Origin of the sequence: Streptomyces sp. NPDC002884 (assembly GCF_040295245.1) — a bacterium.
GTDB lineage: Bacteria > Actinomycetota > Actinomycetes > Streptomycetales > Streptomycetaceae > Streptomyces.
In genome coordinates this window covers 149,601-166,318 of the sequence record NZ_JBEOVB010000013.1, presented here as the reverse complement: position 1 = coordinate 166,318, position 16,718 = coordinate 149,601, and the positions used below count along the sequence as shown (strand labels likewise).

The window sequence follows — 16,718 nt, the reverse complement described above, 5'->3', positions numbered from 1 at the left end:
CCGCTATCATCTTGTAAAGATAAAATGTGAGGTTTGCCCGATGTGGCCGCCCTCCCGACGAGCTGCCGTCCCGCCGGAGTGATCGATGTCCCGCAAGCGCACCACGGACGACGGCGACGAGCTGCTGGCCAGGCTCGGTTCGCTGACCGCCCAGGCGCGCGAGCGCGCGGAGCTGCAACGCTCCCGTGTGGAGCTGGCCCTCGCCCTCCAGCGCGGCATGCTGCCCAGGGACCTGCCCGCGGCGCCCGGCTTCCGGCTGGCCGTGAAGTACGCGCCCGCCTGCTACGGCCTCAACGTGGGCGGCGACTGGTACGACGCCTTCGCGATGCCGGACGGGCGCATCGGCCTGTCCATCGGCGACGTCCAGGGCCACAACATAGAGGCGACCGCGTTCATGGGCCAGGTGCGGGTCGGTCTGCGGGCCCTCGCCTCCGTCACCGGCGAGCCCGGCGAACTCCTCGCCCGGACCAACGACCTGCTCCTCTCCCTCGGCAGCGACCTCTTCGCCACCTGCACCTTCATGCGGCTCGACCCCGCCACCGGCGTCCTGGAGAGCGCCAGGGCCGGGCACATCCCGTGCGTGTGGGCCACGGCGGACGGCAAGTCCGGCGTCGCCGAGGACGAGGGCGGACCGCCCCTGGGCGTCCAGGAGGGCATGGACTACCCGGTCACCCGCTACCGGCTCACCAAGGGCGGAGTGTTCGTCCTGCTCACGGACGGCGTGGTGGAGGGGCCGACGCTGAGCGTCGAGGAGGGCCTCGACCAGGTCGTACGCCTCGCCGGTATCGCCGCCGTCGCGGGCATGACAGCGGGCTCCCTCGCCGCGGCGGTGATCCAGGGCGCCGAGCGCGTGGGGCACGAGGACGACGCGGCCGTGCTGGTGGTGGGACACGACGGGCTGACGGCGCCGGACGTCCCCCTGGTTCAGCCATAGGGCCGGACAGCCCGCGTCTCGCCTCGCCGACAGCGCCGCACCGGTGTCTGATGGCTGCTGTGGTGGGTACCCCGGATCTGCGTCGACCAGCCGTCTTCGCCGTGCGGACGCTGGCGGTCGCCCTGGGCTACTACGCGGCCGGGCGGCTGGGGCTCGTGCGCGAGCTCGTCGTCGAGGGCGCGGTGTTCACCCCCATCTGGCCGCCGACGGGCGTGGCGGTGGCCTGTCTGCTGATCCTCGGGATCCGCGCCTGGCCGGGCATCGCGCTCGGAGCCCTCTTCGTCATCATGTCCCTGACCTCGTTACGGCTCGCGGTCATCGGCAACCTGATCGGCAACACCGCCGCCCCCGTCTGCGCGTACCTCATGCTCCGCAAGGTGGGCTTCCGCAACGACCTGGCCCGCTTACGGGACGGCCTCGCGCTGGTCTTCCTGGGCGCCCTCACCGCCATGCTGCTGAGCTCGACCGTCGGCGTCGGGCTGCTCGTCCTCACCGACAAGCTCGCCGCGCACAGCTTCTGGCCCGTCTGGCTGGCCTGGTGGGTCGGCGACGCGATGGGCGTCCTGATCGTCACCCCGGTCCTGCTCGTGCTGTACACGATCACCCGGCCCCTGCGGCTGTCCCGCTGGAAAGAGGCCGTCGGACTCGCCCTCATCTCCTGCGCCCTCGTCCCCCTGGCCACGCACAGCCGCGTCAGCCTGCTCTTTCTCGTCTATCCCCTGCTGATCTGGGCGGCCCTGCGCTTCCAGCTCGCCGGCAGCATGCTGTGTGCGCTCTTCACGTCGGTCATGGCCACCGTCGCCGCGACGGACAGCGTCGGACCCTTCGAACGGCTGAGCCGCGTCGAAGTGATGATCAAGCTCCAGGCCTTCAACGGCACCATGGCCCTGACCGCCCTGCTGCTCTCCGCGGTGATCACCGAACAGCACCACACCAGACGCTCCGTGGAACTCGCCTGCCAGGAACTGGTCGAGGTCCTGGAACACCTCACCGCGGGCGACGCCCCACCCGGCCGGCCGGCGAAGGGCATCGAGGACACGACGACCACGAAGAGCCCGGAACGCCCGAAGAGTACGGAGAGTGCGCAGAGCCCGAAGCGCCCGCAGAGCCCGCAGAGCCCGAAGCACCCGCAGAGACCGGGGAACACGGAGAACACGGAGGACACGGAGAACACGAACAGCTGACGTCGACCACGACCCGTACCCCGATCTCGTGGCGTACACCTTCAGCGGCGACGGCGTCCACGAGACGCGGATCCGGCTGGGGGACGACGCCGCCGGACTCCCGGCCGCTTCCCGGGAGGACAGCGCCCGGGCGGACGAGACGGGGTACGGGCCCGCCGGCGGTCTGCCCCACGCCGGTCCGGAGCCCTTCTGCCCGCGCTGCCCGGCGGGTGGCCCGGCCGCGCCGCCGGGCACCGGCTGACGTGATTGTCAGTGCCTGCGCCTACGGTTCGGGTAGTGGGACTCGCCGGAACGGCCGCGGGTCCACCCTGGGGAGGGTTTTGTCATGGCTACCGGGTCCAGCACCGTGTCGACGACGTATCTGGAGCTGTCGCAGGACGACGGCGGCGCGCACAAGTTCTACGAAGTGGCCGTCGACGGCGTGGTGGTGACGGTGCGGTACGGGCGGATCGGCGCCGCCGGACAACTGCAGACGACGACGTTCCCCACCACCGAGAAGGCTCGGGCCGCCGCCGCGCGCAAGGTCGGGGAGAAGGTCCGCAAGGGATACGCCCCCGCCGTCGCCGGGCAGCGTCCTCCACGTTCGGTGACCCGCCGTCAGGTGGCCTCGGCGCCGTCCACCGCGCGCGCCGTGGCCCCGGTGCTCTGGCGGTTCCGTACCGGTTCCTCGGCGTTCGGCATTCACGTGGACGACGACCGCTGCTGGGTCGGCAACCAGTCCGGCGACGTCTACACCCTGGACCACGACGGTGGCGTCCTGGCCCGCTTCAGCCTGCCGGACGGCGTGAAGTGCCTGGTCGCCGACGACTTCTGGATCTACGCGGGCTGCGACGACGGCAAGGTCTACGACCTGTCCTCGAAGCTGCCGTTCGCCGCGTACGACATCGCGGCGGACGTCGACATCTTCTGGCTGGACATCCACGAGGGCCTGCTGAACGTCTCGGACCGCGACGGCCGGCTCACCGTCATCGACCACGAGGACGAGCACCAGTGGGCCCGCCGCAGCCAGGGCGAGCACGCCTGGATGGTCCGTGCGGACGACCGGGCCGTCTACCACGGCCACCACCGGGGCGTCACCGCCTACGCGCCGGACGGCGGCGGCGAACTCTGGCACACCCCCACCCGCGGCGGCGTCCTGTTCGGCTGGCAGGAGGAGGACGCGGTGTACGCGGGGACCGCTCACAAGGTGGTGCAGCGGCTGTCGAAGGCGACCGGCGCGGTCGAGGCCACGTACGGCTGCGACAGCGCGGTGTACTCGTGCGCCACCTCGCCCAACGGGCGCTTCGTGTTCGCCGGTGACTCGTCGTCGTCCGTCTACTGCTTCGACCGGGACGGTACCCGCCTGTGGAAGCTCGGCACGGGCGGCGGCTCGGCCCTGTCCATGCAGTACCGCGGCGGACGGCTGTACCTGGTCACCACCGACGGCTCGCTGGTCTGCGTGGACGCGAGCGAGACGGCCATCGCCGCGGCCCAGCAGGGCACGGTGCCGGTGGCGCGGGACGTCAAGCTCGCCGAGGCGCTGCCGACCTACGTCCCCGCCACGGCCGCGGCCACGGTGGCCACCGTGGCCCACGCGCCCGCCGGCACGGTCGTCGTCGAGTGCGTCCAGGAATCCGGCCGGGTCCGGGTGCACGTCGTGTCCGACGGCTACGACACCTCCTGGAACGTCCAGTTCCCGCGCGAGATACGGGAGCCCGGCGCCCGGTACGTGGTGGACGCCCTGCACACGGCGGCCGGTGGCTTCTACCGGGTCCGCGGTGACATCCGACGGCTGGTCTGACCGTACGGCTCCGTCCCGGCCCCGCTCATCGACCGGCCCCGCCCCGGGCGGCGACCGGCCGCGGGGCCGGGGCGGTCGCGCCGGCGGGTCGCCAGCCCAGTTCCGGCGCGATCGAGTGCCGGACATCGTGCAGGATCTGCTCGTAGTCGGCCCGGTGGAACTCGTACGGCAGCTCCAGGCGCAGCTCCGACACGGCCGAGACCACGGGGTCGGCCGTCAGCTGCTCCAGGATCTGCTCCGCCGTCCCGACCACGTCCGGCGCGAAAAGCGTCCGGTTCCTGCCCTGCGGCGCCAGGGTGCGCGCGTGCCGGGCCGCCGCGTACTCCCGGTACCGGGCCCGGGTGGCGGTGTCCGCGCTGTCGAACGGCACGATCACCCGCCCCAGCGCCACCCGCGCCGGACGGGCGGCGGAGACCGCGCGCCGGTACTCGGAGAGCAGGGTGAGCTGGGCGGTGGTGAAGTCGTCGGTGCCCTCACCGGTGACGATGTTGCCGCTCAGCAGATTCAGGCCGTGCTCCGCGGCCCACCGGATCGAGCGCAGGCTGCCGCCGCCGTACCAGACACGGTCCAGCAGGCCCGGATCGTGCGGCTGAAGCCGCGGTCGCTGGGTGTTGCCCGGCGACTGGATCACGGTGTCCGGACCCCCGAGGTAGTCCCCGCGAAGGTTGTCGACGACACGGGCGATCCGGCCGTACGACAGGTCGAAGCCGCGCCAGTCCCCGTCGTACACCAGATCGCCGAGCAGCTCGGCGTGCGGCATGCCGGTACTGAACCCGGCCTGCAGCCGGCCGCGGGACAGCACGTCGGCCAGCGCCAGGTCCTCGGCCAGCCGGAACGGGCTCTCGTACCCGATCGGGATGACCGCGGTGCCCAGCTCGATCCGCTCGGTCCGCTGACCCGCCGCGGCGAGGAACACCGCGGCGGAACCCACCCCGTGTTCGAGATGGCGCTGCCGGACCCAGGCGCCGTCGAAGCCGAGCCGCTCGCCGTACTCGAACAGCTGAAGCGTCTCCTCCAGACCGGTGTAGGGATCGTCGTCGGCGAAGTTGCCCGGGGTGAGAAACGCCAGCGAGGTGATGGAGGGGATGCTCATACGGTGCCAGTCCTCAGGGTCGGGGTCGGCTCATCGGCGCTCGGTGGTCAGGACCCGCCGCGCTCGCGGGGGATCTTCTCCCCGGCCTCGACCGGCACCGGCAGCCGGTTCTCCGCGGGCGGCAGCGGGCAGGTCGCCAGATCGGTGTAGGCGCACGGCAGGTTCGCCGCCCGGTTGAAGTCCAGGACGACCGTGCCGTCGGCGGCGGGTGCGTCCAGCGCGAGGGCGCGGTTGGCCGCGTACGTGCTGACCCCCGAGGTCGCGTCGGTGAACAGCACGAGCAGGCTTCCCGGGCCGTGACCGGGGAACGCGGTCAGTGCCAGCGGACGCCCGTCCAGCTCGAACTCGACCCGGCCCGGCGCGTCGTACACGTGCTCCAGTCCCTCCACCGCCGCGCCCACGGTCGTCGGCCGGGGCTCGTCGAACGCCGTGTAACGGCCCGTCACCACCCAGCGGGGGTGCGGGGCGTAGGCCGGCGTGCCGGTGAAGCCGGTGCGCAGCGGAGTGTCCGGGTGCCGCGGGCGGATGATGTCCTGCCCGCCGCGCTTGGCCACCTCGATGACCGCGTCGCCCCACACGGCGTCGACCCCGCCGCGCTCCGGGATCACCCCGAAGCGGTGCTCGCCCCGGACGGCCGTCCCGTCGACGACCAGTTCCTCGCCCTCGTCGAGGACCACGACGATTCCGTCGGCGTCGGTCGACCACGCTCCCGGCGCGTCCGGGAAGCGTTCCGGCCGATCGCTCAGCCAGTGCAGGCCGGTGATCGCCAGGAAGCCGTGCGGGTCGGCGAGCCGTGCCTCCTGCCGGCGATGCCATTCCTGCCAGTCGTCGACGAAGGCGTCGAGGTCTGCCGATGTGTCGTGAACGGTCACTGGTGCTCCTTCGGTTCGGGCGAGCCGGCCCCGGCCGGCGCGTGGCGGCCGCCGGGGATCGCCGCGAGCAGTTCGCGGGTGTATTCGTGGCGCGGGTGGGTGAACAGGTCCTCGGCGGTACCCGTCTCGACGATGCGGCCGGACCGCATGACGGCGACCTGATGCGCGATCTGGCGTACGACGGCCAGGTCGTGGGAGATGAACAGGTAGGCCACCCCCGTGTCCGCCTGCAGCTCGGCGAGCAGGTCGAGCACCTGGGCCTGGACGGACACGTCGAGCGCCGACACGGGTTCGTCGCACACCACCAGGTCGGGCGAGAGCGCGAGGGCGCGGGCGATCGCGACCCGCTGCCGCTGCCCGCCGGACAGCTCCGCTGGGCGACGGTCCAGCGTCGCGCCGGGCAGCGCCACCCGGTCGAGCAGCTCCCGGGCCCGGGCGAGCCGGGAGGCGCGGTCGCCGACCCGGAACGCGCGCAGCGGCTCGGTGATCACCTCGCCGATCGAGAACCGGGGATCCAGCGAGGCGTACGGGTTCTGGTAGACGAGCTGGGCCCGCCGGCGCAGCTGCCGGGCCCCCGCTCCGCGTGCGGTCGTGACATCGGCGCCGTCGAACAGGACGCTCCCGGAGGTCGGATCGACCAGCCGCAGCACCAGGCGGGCGGTGGTGGACTTGCCCGAGCCGGATTCGCCGACCAGGGCCAGCGTCCGGCCGCGGTGCAGGGTGAGACTGACGTCGTCGACCGCGCGCAGGGTGCGGGCCGCGCCCGCGGCGGCGGGCAGCCGGAACTCCTTGACCAGGTTGCGCGCCTCCACCAGCGGCGCCTCGTCGGGAGCGGGCGTGGTGACCGCGGGCGTGGTGACCGCGGCCGTGGTGACCGCGGCCGTGGCGCGCGGCCGGGCCGTGGTGAGGCTGGGCGCGCTGGCCAGCAGCCGCCGGGTGTACGCGTGTTGCGGGTTCTCCAGAACGTCCCGGGTGGGCCCGGCCTCGACGACCCGCCCCTCGGACATGACCACGAGCCGCTGCGCCCGGTCGGCGGCCACACCGAGATCGTGCGTCACCAGCAGCACGGCCGTGCCGGACTCCTCGGTGAGGTGCTGGAGATGGTCGAGGATGACGCGCTGCACGGTGACGTCGAGCGCGCTGGTCGGCTCGTCGGCGATGATCAGCCGCGGTTTCGCGGCGATGGCGACCGCGATCAGGGCCCGCTGGCGCATCCCGCCCGACAGTTCGTGCGGGTACTGCCGGGCACGGGTGGCCGCGTCGGGCAGTCCCGCCTGGTCCAGGATCGCGATCGCGGCCGACGGAGCGGAGCGGCGGGTGGCCAGCCCGTGGATGCGCAGCACCTCGGCGACCTGCTCGCCGATGCGTTTGACGGGGTTGAGCGACACCGTCGGGTCCTGCGGCACCAGACCGATCTGCGCGCCGCGTACGGTACGCAGCTCACGTTCCGACAGCGCGGTGAGGTCGTGCCGGCCGAAGCGGACGGTACCGGCGTCGATGCCGCCGTTGGCCGCCAGCAGCCGGGTGATCGCGTGCGCGGTCGTGCTCTTCCCGGAACCCGACTCGCCGACCACCGCGGTGACCTGTCCCGGCCATACGTCGAGGTCCACGCCCCGCACCGCGCGCACGGTGCCGCCACGGGTGCGGTAGGACACGGACAGGCCCCGCACCTCCAGCAGCGCGGGCTCGTCCGCCGAAGCCGCGTTCGCCGAAGCCGCGTTCGCCGAAGCCGCGTCCGCCGAAGCCGCGCCGGTCACGCTCTCGTCCGTCGGGGCCTCGTCCGTCGCGGCCTCGTCGGTGGGCGGCCGGCCGGTCGGGCCGTGGTCGGTCGCGCTGTGGCCCGGCACGGCCTGGTCGGCCACAGCGGCGTCGGTCACGGCCTCGTGGGTCACGGTCTCTTCCGTCACGGGTACGTCCGTCTCGGGTTCGTTCGTCGTGGGGCCGGTCATCGCTGTCGGGACCATTCGCCGTCCAGCGCCCGCGCGATGCGGTTGGTGGCGAGACCCGTCGCCGCGATCGCCAGTCCGGGCAGCGCGGTGAGCCACCAGGCGTTGGCCAGGTAGTTGCGCCCGTCGGAGATCAACGTGCCCCACTCCGGCGCCGGTGGGGGAGCCCCGTAGCCGAGGAAGCTGAGCGACGACACGGCGAGGATGGCGGCGCCGAACTCGAGGGTGGCGAGCACGATCACCGGGCCCGCCGCGTTGGGCAGGACGTGCCGGCCCAGCACCGAGTACCAGCGGGCTCCGCAGGAGCGCGACGCCTCGACGAAGACCGCCTGCCGCACCCGCAGCACCTCCGCGCGGGTCACCCGGGCGAAGCCGGCCACGCTGGCGATACCGACCGCGACGGCCACCTTCACCGTTCCGTAGCCCAGCGCGGTGACCAGGGCCAGCGACAGGAACAGCGACGGGATCGACAGGAGCACGTCGACGAAGCGCATCAGCACGTCCTCGACCCAGCGGCCCACGAACCCGGCGACCAGGCCGATGAGGCCGCCGACCACGAACGCGAACCCCACCGCGATCAGGGTCGCCTTCAACGACAGCTGGGCACCGTGCACCACCCGGGAGAACACGTCACGTCCCAGTTCGTCGGTGCCGAACCAGTGCCCGCCGCCGGGGCTGCGGAAGTTCTCCGCGGGCACCCCGTGCAGCGGGTCCTGCGAGGTGAACAGCCCTGGCCAGAAGGCGGCCAGCACCACCAGCACCACCACCAGGACCGAGGCCACCAGGCCGGGCCTGCGCAGCAGGAACAGCAGGAACCGTCGGGGTCCGGCTCCGCGCCCGGCAGGAACGGGGCCCGGGTCGGTACCGGGATCCACCGGCCGGGCCAGGCCGGCCGCGGCTTCGACGGGGCCCACCGCTTCGACAGCTCCCGCCGTTCCGGCGGCTCCGGCGGTGACGTCGTCGGCAAGTGTCCGGCTCATGCGGGGCGCACCTTCCTGCTCGCCGCCACCACGATCCGCGGGTCGAGCAGCGGGTAGACGAGATCGACGATCAGATTGGCCGCCACGAAGATCAGCGCCCCGAACACCACGACCCCCTGGACCAGCGGGATGTCCTGGACCGTGACGGCGGCGGCGGTCACCCGCCCCAGCCCGTCGCGGGAGAACACCGTCTCCACGACGACCGAACCGGCGATCAGCTGACCGGCCAGCAGTCCGACGACCGTCAGAGCCGGCAACGAGGCGTTGCGCAGCGCGTGCCGCAGATGGATCCGCAGCCGGCCGGCGCCCTTGGCGCGGGCGGTCTCCACATAGGCCTGGTCGAGCGCCGTGAGCAGGCTCTTGGCCAGCACCTGCGCCACCAGGGCGCCGGTCGGGATCGCCAGCGTCACCGCGGGCAGCACCAGGCCCCGCAGGCCGTCGTTGCCGAACGCGGGGAACAGCCTCGTGCGGAAGGAGAACAGTTCGACGAGCACCAGCCCGACCCAGAACGTCGGCACCGACACCCCCAGCGGCGGCAGCGACAGCAGCAGCTGCCGCAACCACCGTTGGGTCGTGTAGGTCGCCAGGACCGCCAGCCCACCGCCGAGGGCCACCGCGAGCAGCAGCGCCGCTCCGGTCAACTGGAGGGTCTGCGGCAGCGCGTCGGCCAGCGTCGAGGTCACCGGCCGGCCGGTGGACACCGAGTCGCCGAAGTCGCCGCGCACCGCCCTGCCGAGATAGTCGGCGTACTGCGCGAGAACCGGTTTGTCGAAGCCGTACTCGTGGCGCAGCGCCGCGAGTTGGGCCGGATCGACCTGCCCCGTGTCCGCTCCCGCGCCGGCCATCGCCGAGACGGGATCGCCGGGCAGGTAGTCCAGCACGAGGAAGGACACCGTGTAGGCCGCCCACAGCACCCCGAGGGCCTGCGCGAGACGCTTGACCACGTAGAGACGCATGCCGGCCGCTACCCGATCCAGGTGTCGTGCAGCTGGATCCGGCTGGAGGCCTCGAAGGCGAGGTTGTGTACCTTCTTCGCCACCCCCAGCTGGGTCTGCAGTTCCACCACGGGTACGACATAGGCGTTCTGAACGATCAACTGCTGTGCCTGGGTGACGAGTTGCTTGCGCTTGGCCGCGTCGGTCGTCGCGGCCTGCTGGGTCAGCGCGGTGTCCAGCGCGGTGGCCGGCAGGTGGTAGAAGTTGGCCAGCTGGGTGGAGTACGAGCTGCGCAGGATGTCCGGGTCGGCCCGGGTCACGTTGCCCCAGACCGCGTCGAAGTCGCCGGACTGGAGGGTCGGGGAGAACTGGGCGATCTGGAGCTGCTTGAGCACCACCTCGACACCGACGGCCTTGAGCTGCTGCTGGATCAGTTCCAGCGCGGGCTGGTTGGTGGCCGCGTTGGCGAACCACTTGACGGTCAGGCTCAGCTTCTTGCCGCCCTTGGCCCGGATGCCGTCGCTGCCCGCCTTCCAGCCGGCCGCGTCCAGGAGGGACTTCGCCTTGGCGGCGTCGAAGGCCAGGTCGGCGCCGAGGTCGGTGTAGTCCGGCGTGGTGTGCGCCAGGATGCTGGTCGCCGGCTCGGTGCCGGTCGGGAAGACGGCGTCGACGATCTGCTGCCGGTCGATGGCGAACAGGATCGCCTGGCGCACCTTCGCGTCCTTGAACAGCGGCCGGGAGTTGTTCAGGCTCAGGTTGAACACCACGCCCGGGTTGGCCCGTGCCTGGAGGTTCACCGCACCGCCCTTGAGGGCCGCCTCGTTGGCCCGGCCGACGCTGCCGATCGCGTCGACCTGGCCGGACTGGAGGCTGCCGGTGCGTACGCCCGCCTCGGGCACCACCTTGAACACCAGCTTGTCCAGGTACGCCTCGCCCTGCTTGGTCCACAGCGAGGAACCCCAGGCGTACTCGGCACGCTTGGCCAGGGTGATCGACTGGTTCTGCACATAGCCGTTCAGTACGAACGGCCCGGAACCGACCACTCCCTTGCTGCACTTCTCCTGCGGGCTCCTGAGCACGCTCGCCGAAGACTCGATGCCCAGCGAGTGGGTGGCCGTGGCCTGGAGGAACTGCGCGTTGGGCTGCTTGAACCTCACCCGCACCGTGAGCGGGTCCACGGCTGTGGTGCTCTCCACGCCGCTCAGGTACCCCTGGGCGAGGGTGCCCAGGGCGCCGAGCTTCGGCACCGCGTCGAAGTTGTCCTTGACCACCTGCGCGGTCAGCGGTGTCCCGTCGCTGAAGGTGACACCTGATCTCAGATGGAACGTGAACGTCGTGGTGTCCGAGCTGACGTCCCAGCTCTTCGCGAGCCACGGCACGATCTTGCCGGTCTTGGGGTCCTGGTCGGTCAGGGAGTCCACGACCTGACGCAGGGAGTAGATGGTGTCGTTGCTGCCCACCTGCTGCGGATCCACGCAGCCGGCGTCGGAACCCACCGCGAAGGTCAGGGTGCCACCCGACTTCGGGCTGCCGCCCGCGTCGCTCGAGCCGCCGCTGTCGCCCGACGAGCAGGCGCTGAGCAGCAGGCTGCCGGTCACGAGTGCGGCGAGCGCCGCCCACCGGTGGGTACGGGAATCCGGATGCGCTGTCACGGGATGGTTCTCCTACTCCAAGGTCATCGCGCACATGCCGGAGCGGAACGCGGCCATGGCGATGCGCGGATGGTGCCGGCCACGCACGGGGCACGGACCGGCACTGCTCAGAACTGATCAGGGGGAGGGGATGTCGACGACTGTGTCGACGGCGATGTCGATGACGGCGTGACCGCGCCGTGGGCGGGGGTCAGCCTGCGAGGTGGGGCGTGATCAGCCCTGACACAGACAGCTGGCGGAACGCTGCAGGTCGATGTGGCGTCGGCGGGAGAAGCCGGAGAACAGCGCCGCGGTCGCGATCGAGGCGCTCAGGTTGCCGCTGTGCCGCACGCTGATCCTCCACCTCTCAGGCCCCTGAACCGGGGCCACGCGCTTGCGGGGTCGGTGACCCTGCCGGGCTTTCACCTGGAGCACCCCACCGCGCAGGAGGGTTGCCGGTCAGCTAGCCAGGGCTTGATGCTGACACTCAATGCCGGGGTCGATCTTACGGAGTACTGACATTATCCGTCAATATCGGTCCGAGAGTTGAACGGCTCCGCCGCACCGGCCGTGAGGCGGGTGCGGCGGAGTGCGATGGGCGCGGGCCGCCCGTCGGGCGAGGGGCGCCGGCGCGGGTCGCTACGGCTTGCGGGCGAGGCCGCCGTGCTCGGCGATGACGTCCGGAGCGGGGGAGGTTGCCTCCGGGCGCCAGAGGGGGACCGAGACGACCCCGGGCTCCAGGAGCTCCAGGCCGTCGAAGTAGGCCGTGATCTCGTCGACGGAGCGCAGGTTGTACGGGACGGCGCCGCTCTCGTTGTAGGCGTCCTGGGCCGCCTCGAAGACCGGGTCGATGCCCCGCGAACCGTCGTTGACGGAGAGGTAGCTGCCGGACGGCAGGGCCGCCATCAGGCTGGTGACGATGGAGCGGGCCCGGTCGTAGTCGGCGACGTGGCCCAGGATGTTGCTGAGGATGAGCGCGGTGGGACGGCTGAAGTCCAGCGTCTGCGCGGCGCTCTCCAGGATGCGCTCCGGCTCCAGCACATTGGCGTCGACATAGGAGGTCGCACCCTCCGCGGTGGAGTAGAGCAGGGCGCGGGCGTGGGCCAGGACCAGCGGGTCGTTGTCCACGTAGACGATCCGGGTCTCGGGGGCGAGGCCCTGGGCGACCTCATGGGTGTTCTCGGCGGTCGGCAGGCCGGTGCCTACGTCCAGGAACTGCCGTATGCCCGCCTCGGAGACCAGATACGTGATGTTGCGGCGCAGGAACGCCCGGCTGCTGCGGGCGATGGTGACGATGCCGGGGAACACGGCGGTGTAGGCGTCACCGGCCTGCTCGTCGACGGGGTAGTTGTCCTTCCCGCCCAGCCAGTAGTTCCAGATGCGGGCCGAGTGCGGCACCGAGGTGTCGATCTTCTGATGTGCCGCTGATCCGGGGGTGGTCGCATGGTCGGTCATGAGGGGCGTCCGTCTTTCAGGCGAGGCGTGGGCAGTCGAGCCACAACTTACGTCCCAACGACCCCGGTACGTACACCCGTTCACATTTTCGAGGGATTCGAACAGTGCGCTCACGGAGGAATCCCGGTTTCACACCCTCTCGCGGGCGAGCGGGTCCGCCCCGTCGCGCAAGCCGCCGCACCTCTCCCGGGAACCCCTCAACTCGCCTTGCGCGTAGGTACATTGACAGCATCGAATCCGTGAGCGAGTGGGGGGCGGGGATGCGCGACACGGTCCTGGACGGCCGGTACACGCTCACGGAGCGGATCGGTGCGGGCGGTATGGGGGTGGTGTGGCGGGCCAGGGACGCGCGGCTCGACCGTACGGTGGCCGTCAAACTGCTGAGCCTGCCACCGGGCACGGCAGGTGCCGAGCGGGAACGGCTGCTCGCCATGTTCGGGCGGGAGGCGCGGGCCGCCGCCGCCCTCGACAGCTCGTACATCGTGCCGGTCTTCGATCACGGCGCGGAAGGCGAAGTCCCTTACCTGGTCATGCCGTTGCTCTCGGGACGGACCCTGCGCGAGTTGTCGGCCGAGGGGCCGCCGGCGCCGGAGCGGGTCGCGGTGCTCGCGGCGCAGGTCTGCCGGGCCCTGGCGACCGCGCACCGGGCCGGCATCGTGCACCGCGACATCAAGCCGGCGAACGTGATGCTCACGGACGAGGGCATGGTGAAGGTGCTCGACTTCGGTATCGCGAAGTTCCTGGACGCGACGACCGGCGGCCGGCTCACCGTGACCACCGACTCGCCCGTCGGCACCCTCGCCTACATGGCGCCGGAGCGCTTCACCCGGGGCGCGGACGACGGCCGCACTGATGTGTACGCGCTGGGCTGCACGGTGTACGAGATGCTCACCGGCGCACCGCCCTTCGACTCGGCGTCGGCGCCCGCGCTGATGCACTGTCATGTGTACGAGACACCGCAGAAGCCTTCGGTACGGCGTCCGGGGCTGGCCCCCGAGTGGGACGAGCTGCTGGGGCGGATGCTGGCGAAGCCGGTCGGCGAGCGACCGACGGCGGAGGAGGCGCGGGCGCTGTTCGAGAGGCTGGCCGTGCACGCGCCCCCGCTCTCCGCGTCCCCGCTCGCGGATCACACCACCCCGCCGGGGCAGCGCTCCGCCCCGACCGCACCGGAGAGCCCGGCCGGGATGCCGGCGCATCGGAGCCGGCAGGACCCTGCCTCAAGCCCAGCCGCGTCGACCCCAGCCGCGTCGACCCCAGGCGTGCCGACCCCAGCCGCGTCGACTCCCGCCGCCCCGGCCCCGGCCTCGGCCCCGGGCCCGTCCGCCACGGATGTCACGCCTCCCGGCGTCGACGTCACCTCGTACCTGCTCGCGCCGCCCCGCCCGCGGCAGCCGCCGACGGTTCCCGTGGCCGCACGTCGGCGTGGGCGCGGCGTGGCGATCGGGGCCTCCGCGGTCGCCGTCGCGCTCGTGGCCGCACTCGTCGTCCTCCAGACCTTCGGCGGCGACGGCGGCGACGACGAGGGCGGCGGGAAGAACGGCTCGGGCGGGTCGAAGGCCGTCGCCGTGGCCCCGGTGGCGAAGACCCAGACGCTCACGCTCGGCTCGGCCGCCGACTCCGAGGGACCCGCCCCGGCGGTGCGGGACGCCCGTGAGGGCGGCACGGTCACGGTCCTCGAACCCGGTGAGATCACCACCGTCGACCCGGGCAACATGTGGTCCGGCGCCGACCGGTTGATCTCCCGCCTCGTCCACCGCAGCCTGACCGCCCTCAAAACCCTGCCCGACGGCTCCGTCCGGCTCGTCGGGGACCTCGCCCAGGACACCGGCCGGCCGTCGCTGAACGGCCGCGACTGGACGTTCACCCTCAAGGCGGGCCTCACCTACAACGACGGATCGCCCGTACGCGCCAAGGACTTCGCGTACGCGGTCGAGCGCGCTCTCGACCCCGACGAGTTCCCGATGGGCGACCGCACCCTGCGCAGCTTCCTGCTCGGCCCCGAGGACGCGGACGGCATCGGCGCCGAGCACGAAATGCCGCCGGGCGTCATCGAGACCCCGGACGACCGCACGATCGTCTTCCATCTCGACGGCGCGCACCCCGACTTCAACGTCGTCCTGGCCGGTCCCAACGGCGCACCGGTGCCGGAGCGGGTCTCCGACATCTCCGGCACCTCCACCCTCCTGCCCTCGACGGGCCCGTACCAGATCGGCTCCTTCACCGGCGCCAAGAACCTCACGCTCACCCGCAACCCGAAGTGGCGCGCGGACACGGACCCGGTGCGCACCGCGTACCCCGACCGCTACGAGATCACCGGCGCGCTCACCCTCGACGAGATCAAGTCCCGGATCCGCGCGGCCGGTCCCGGATCCGCCGTGATGACGTTCTCCGGCTCGCTGGACAAGGACGGACTCGGCGCGGCGGACGGCGCCACCGGCAGCGGTACGGTCCGGGTGACCTCACCGGCCCCCTACGTCCACGCGTACTCCGTCGACACCGAGCGGGTCACGGAACTGAAGGTCCGCCAGGCCATCGCCACCGCGTATCCGGCGGCGGACGTCCTGGCCGCGAGCGGCGAGGACGGCGTCGCCACGCACCACCTGATGCCGCCGGGCATCCGCGGTTCCCGCGACTTCGACCTGTACGGGGCCGGCGCGCACGGCGCCCCCGACGCCGCCCGCGCGCTCCTGACCGAGGCCGGCGAGACGGGCTACCCGCTCACCGTCGCCTTCGCGACGGCAGCCGACGAAGCACGGGCGAAAGCGGTGAAGAAGGCCCTGGACAAGGCCGGCTTCCGGGTGACGCTGAAGAACGTCGACGTCTCCGACATCTACGAGAACGCGGGAAAGGGCGAGTACGACCTGGTCCGCCTGCCGATGAACGCCAGCGGCCTCCCGCTGGCGTCGGCGTATCTTCCGGACTCCTTCGACGGCCGCTACACCTACCCGACCACGTCCAACTTCTCCCGGCTCGACAGCGCGGCCGTCAACACCGCGATCGACGAGGCCAACGCGACGGCCGACCTGGCGGCGGCGGGCGAGAAGTGGTCCACGGTCGACCGCCGGGTGATGGAGCAGGCGGCGGCCGTCCCGGTGTACGTCCCGGTACGCACCTTCCTCCACACCTCCGGCCTGAAGGGTCTCCAGGTGGACCTGGACGGGCTGTCACCCCTCAACGCGTATGTGTCCGGGTGACCCCGGCCGGGTCGAGGAGGACGGCCGTCGCCCGGTGGACGAACCGGCGGTGTCCGCCGTGCCGGTAGCGTGGCCGCCGTGAGGGTGGGCACCCCGGAGACCCGGTTGATCGTCCTGCGCGGCAACAGCGCCTCGGGCAAGTCGGCGGTCGCGGCCGGTCTGCGCGAGAGGTTCGGCCGGGGCCTGGCCCTGGTCGGACAGGACAACCTCCGCCGGGTCGTACTGCGCGAGCACGACCGGCCCGGCGGGGCGAACATCGGGCTGATCGAGGCGGTCGCCCGCTATGCCCTGGACGCGGGCTACCACGTCGTCCTCGAAGGCATCCTGTACGCCGACCGGTACGGTCCCATGCTCGAGCGACTGCGCGCGGACCACCGCGGCCCGACCCACGGCTACTACCTTCATGTGCCGTTCGCCGAGACCCTGGTGCGCCACGCCACCAAGCCGATCGCCCACGAGGTCGGCGAGGCGGACCTGCGCGCCTGGTACCGGGAGCTCGATCTGCTGCCGGGCGGTGTCGAGACGGTCGTCGGCGCCGACAGCGCGCTCTCCCGGACCGTCGACCGCATCATGCTCGACACGGGCCTGGACCGCCTTCCGGCCCGGGAGCACTGAGGCCCGGGGCCGGGCACGAGCCGGTCCGGCCGGGTCCGGCCGGTGGGGGCGGCCACGGCTCGACGCGCCTGCCGGTGTCGATGTCCCGAGGGGGCGAGC

At 72.1% G+C, this 16,718-nt stretch carries 14 protein-coding genes and 1 riboswitch; of the genes, 6 read left to right on the top strand and 8 right to left on the bottom strand.

What is annotated here, in order from left to right:
* Positions 1-85: 85 nt before the first annotated feature.
* The 4 genes from ABT070_RS25490 to ABT070_RS25475 all read left to right on the top strand — a co-directional run bounded on the left by ABT070_RS25490 (position 86) and on the right by ABT070_RS25475 (position 3,898).
* Positions 86-934, top strand: a complete 849-nt coding sequence (locus ABT070_RS25490; protein ID WP_351764174.1) for a PP2C family protein-serine/threonine phosphatase — start codon at positions 86-88, stop codon at positions 932-934.
* Positions 935-984: 50 nt separating this feature from the next.
* Positions 985-2,118, top strand: a complete 1,134-nt coding sequence (locus tag ABT070_RS25485) for an MASE1 domain-containing protein (RefSeq protein ID WP_351764173.1) — start codon at positions 985-987, stop codon at positions 2,116-2,118.
* 28 nt (positions 2,119-2,146) lie between these two features.
* A complete protein-coding gene (locus tag ABT070_RS25480) occupies positions 2,147-2,359 on the top strand; it encodes a hypothetical protein (RefSeq protein WP_351764172.1) in 213 nt (70 codons plus the stop codon).
* An 84-nt stretch (positions 2,360-2,443) separates the two neighbouring features.
* Positions 2,444-3,898, top strand: a complete 1,455-nt coding sequence (locus ABT070_RS25475) for a WGR domain-containing protein (RefSeq protein ID WP_351764171.1) — start codon at positions 2,444-2,446, stop codon at positions 3,896-3,898.
* A 25-nt stretch (positions 3,899-3,923) separates the two neighbouring features.
* On the opposite strand, the gene ABT070_RS25470 is transcribed toward ABT070_RS25475, so the two are convergent.
* The 8 genes from ABT070_RS25470 to ABT070_RS25435 all read right to left on the bottom strand — a co-directional run bounded on the left by ABT070_RS25470 (position 3,924) and on the right by ABT070_RS25435 (position 12,810).
* A complete protein-coding gene (locus tag ABT070_RS25470) occupies positions 3,924-4,991 on the bottom strand; it encodes an LLM class flavin-dependent oxidoreductase (RefSeq protein WP_351764170.1) in 1,068 nt (355 codons plus the stop codon).
* A gap of 47 nt (positions 4,992-5,038) precedes the next feature.
* Positions 5,039-5,863: a DUF1684 domain-containing protein gene (locus tag ABT070_RS25465; RefSeq protein ID WP_351764169.1), complete on the bottom strand. Its 825-nt coding sequence runs from the start codon at positions 5,861-5,863 to the stop codon at positions 5,039-5,041.
* A complete protein-coding gene (locus ABT070_RS25460) occupies positions 5,860-7,770 on the bottom strand; it encodes a dipeptide ABC transporter ATP-binding protein (RefSeq protein WP_451101179.1) in 1,911 nt (636 codons plus the stop codon). Before ABT070_RS25460 ends, ABT070_RS25465 begins: the two co-directional genes overlap by 4 nt.
* A gap of 38 nt (positions 7,771-7,808) precedes the next feature.
* Positions 7,809-8,789 carry an ABC transporter permease gene (locus ABT070_RS25455; protein ID WP_351764168.1) on the bottom strand — a complete coding sequence of 327 codons (981 nt, stop codon included), beginning with the start codon at positions 8,787-8,789 and terminating at the stop codon, positions 7,809-7,811.
* Positions 8,786-9,745 (bottom strand): ABC transporter permease, encoded by a 960-nt coding sequence (locus ABT070_RS25450; protein WP_351764167.1) that lies wholly within the window; start codon positions 9,743-9,745, stop codon positions 8,786-8,788. The genes ABT070_RS25455 and ABT070_RS25450 overlap by 4 nt, the downstream gene beginning before the upstream one ends.
* An 8-nt stretch (positions 9,746-9,753) precedes the next feature.
* Complete coding sequence (locus ABT070_RS25445) at positions 9,754-11,376, bottom strand: ABC transporter substrate-binding protein (RefSeq protein WP_351764166.1); 1,623 nt, start codon at positions 11,374-11,376, stop codon at positions 9,754-9,756.
* A gap of 213 nt (positions 11,377-11,589) precedes the next feature.
* Positions 11,590-11,706: a putative leader peptide gene (locus tag ABT070_RS25440; protein WP_351764165.1), complete on the bottom strand. Its 117-nt coding sequence runs from the start codon at positions 11,704-11,706 to the stop codon at positions 11,590-11,592.
* A gap of 34 nt (positions 11,707-11,740) precedes the next feature.
* A riboswitch (SAM riboswitch) is annotated at positions 11,741-11,850 on the bottom strand.
* Positions 11,851-11,994: 144 nt separating this feature from the next.
* Positions 11,995-12,810, bottom strand: coding sequence for an SAM-dependent methyltransferase (locus tag ABT070_RS25435; protein WP_351764164.1), 816 nt, complete (start codon positions 12,808-12,810; stop codon positions 11,995-11,997).
* Positions 12,811-13,049: 239 nt separating this feature from the next.
* Here ABT070_RS25435 and ABT070_RS25430 point away from each other — a divergent pair, with 239 nt between their 5' ends.
* Positions 13,050-16,004 (top strand): protein kinase domain-containing protein, encoded by a 2,955-nt coding sequence (locus tag ABT070_RS25430; RefSeq protein ID WP_351764163.1) that lies wholly within the window; start codon positions 13,050-13,052, stop codon positions 16,002-16,004.
* Positions 16,005-16,073: 69 nt separating this feature from the next.
* Entirely contained in the window at positions 16,074-16,619 is a 546-nt protein-coding gene (locus ABT070_RS25425; RefSeq protein ID WP_351764162.1) for a P-loop NTPase family protein, read from the top strand.
* Positions 16,620-16,718: the final 99 nt, after the last annotated feature.